The organism is Micromonospora sp. ATA51, assembly GCF_016802855.1.
Taxonomy (GTDB): domain Bacteria; phylum Actinomycetota; class Actinomycetes; order Mycobacteriales; family Micromonosporaceae; genus Micromonospora; species Micromonospora sicca.
In genome coordinates this window covers 1-1,464 of record NZ_JAEVHJ010000649.1, presented here as the reverse complement: position 1 = coordinate 1,464, position 1,464 = coordinate 1, and the positions used below count along the sequence as shown (strand labels likewise).

The window sequence follows — 1,464 nt, the reverse complement described above, 5'->3', positions numbered from 1 at the left end:
ACCGTGACCTTCGCCGGGGACGGCGGGAGGCCCGGGCCACCCGCTCGGCGTCGCCGACCACCACGGCAGCCGCCGCGGCGACCTCGGTGGCGGTCTCGATCGCGCCGGTGGCGGCGGCGCTGATCACCGCGACCTCGCGGACCGCCGTCTCCGCGTCGGTGAGCACCCGGTCGGTGCGGTCCAGGGTGCTCTCGATCCGATCCACCACCCCGTTGATCCGGCGCAGCAGCGCCTCGACCTCGTCGAGGACCGCGAAGGCGCGGGCCGGTACGGCGGCGAGCGAGGCGGCCGAGCCGAGGGCCTGGTCCAGGGCGGAGCGGGTGAGGCCGACGACCGCGCCGGGCCGGGGGAGGGGAATCGCCATGTTCCCCAGTGTGCGTGGGCGGCGCTAGGAGCGCCGGGTGGTCATCGACGGTCGCCCTGCTGTTCGACGGCGCGCTGCACGGCCCGGTAGATCTGCCCGAACCGTAGCGCGTCCGGCGTGCGGAGCAGCATCACCTCCCGCCCGTGGTGCTGCACCCACAGCTCGTGCACCCGGTTGCCGCGTTCGTAGGAGCGGTCCAGCCAGCCCAGCGGCAGCTCCAGGAAAGGGGTGAGGACCAGGCCGCCGACCACGAAGGCGGCCAGGATGACCAGCGCGAGCTTCCAGTTGCCGCGGTCCTGCGCGGCCCAGGCCAGCGAGACCACACAGACCAGCGCGACCAGCGGCGGCAGGGACAGGAGCACGACCAGGACTCCGCGTCCCAGGACGCGGCCGCGGACCGCCAGGGTGGTCGCGCCCCGGGCGTGCCAGACGTACGCCACGTCGGCGAGCGCGATGACATGCCCGCCCGCGTGGATGGCTTCGGAGGTGACCTGTACCGCGTCGTCCCGGTAATAGAGGGTCATCACTAAGCGTCTCTGGTTCCCTATGCGATTCTCGGCGAGCCGGACATCCGGCTGGCGCTACCATCCCGGTCGGTTACGGGGGTGGCGTGCACGTGGCGGTGGAAGCCGCGACCGAGGGCTGCCCCGCGGACCCGGTGAGGGTGTCGCGGAGGGGTGGTGGGAGCCGTGTGCGGCACCTGGCTGACCGGCCCTTTCGGGTTGGTCTCCTGGGGTGTCCGTCCCGCCGGACGCTGACCGGAAGATCCCGATGGGGATTCTGCCGGGGCGGGAACCTGCCGTCGCAAGGGCAGCAGGCGTGAGGTCTTGACCGTTGCAGGTCGGGTCTGCTTCGGGGTGGGTGCGGTTTTGCGTCGATCCCGCACGGGCGGGATCGTGGCGGTGCGGGTTGGTCGACGTGTCTGGTGGCGGACCGGTGTGTCGGTGGCGGTCCGGATCGCGGCGTTGCCGTTAGGGCCGCGGCGGGTGTTGGCCTGGTTTGCTAGGCCCCGGGCGGCGATCCGTTGCGCCGCGGCGTGGTCACGGTCCATCGACAGGCCGCACGAGCAGGTCGCCCACCGGTACCCGGCCACCATCCGC

At 73.0% G+C, this 1,464-nt stretch carries 1 protein-coding gene and 1 pseudogene; both read right to left on the bottom strand.

Annotation, left to right across the window (positions count from 1 at the left end):
- A pseudogene (locus tag JNW87_RS38640) lies at positions 1-364 on the bottom strand (hypothetical protein); the annotation flags it as partial.
- A gap of 41 nt (positions 365-405) precedes the next feature.
- Positions 406-888: a DUF6232 family protein gene (locus JNW87_RS38635; RefSeq protein ID WP_109800440.1), complete on the bottom strand. Its 483-nt coding sequence runs from the start codon at positions 886-888 to the stop codon at positions 406-408.
- Positions 889-1,464: the final 576 nt, after the last annotated feature.

Bases quoted from the DNA above. Each gene is read 5' to 3' on its own strand.
- JNW87_RS38635 (WP_109800440.1), bottom strand. From the start codon at position 888: ATGACCCTCTATTACCGGGACGACGCGGTACAGGTCACCTCCGAAGCC.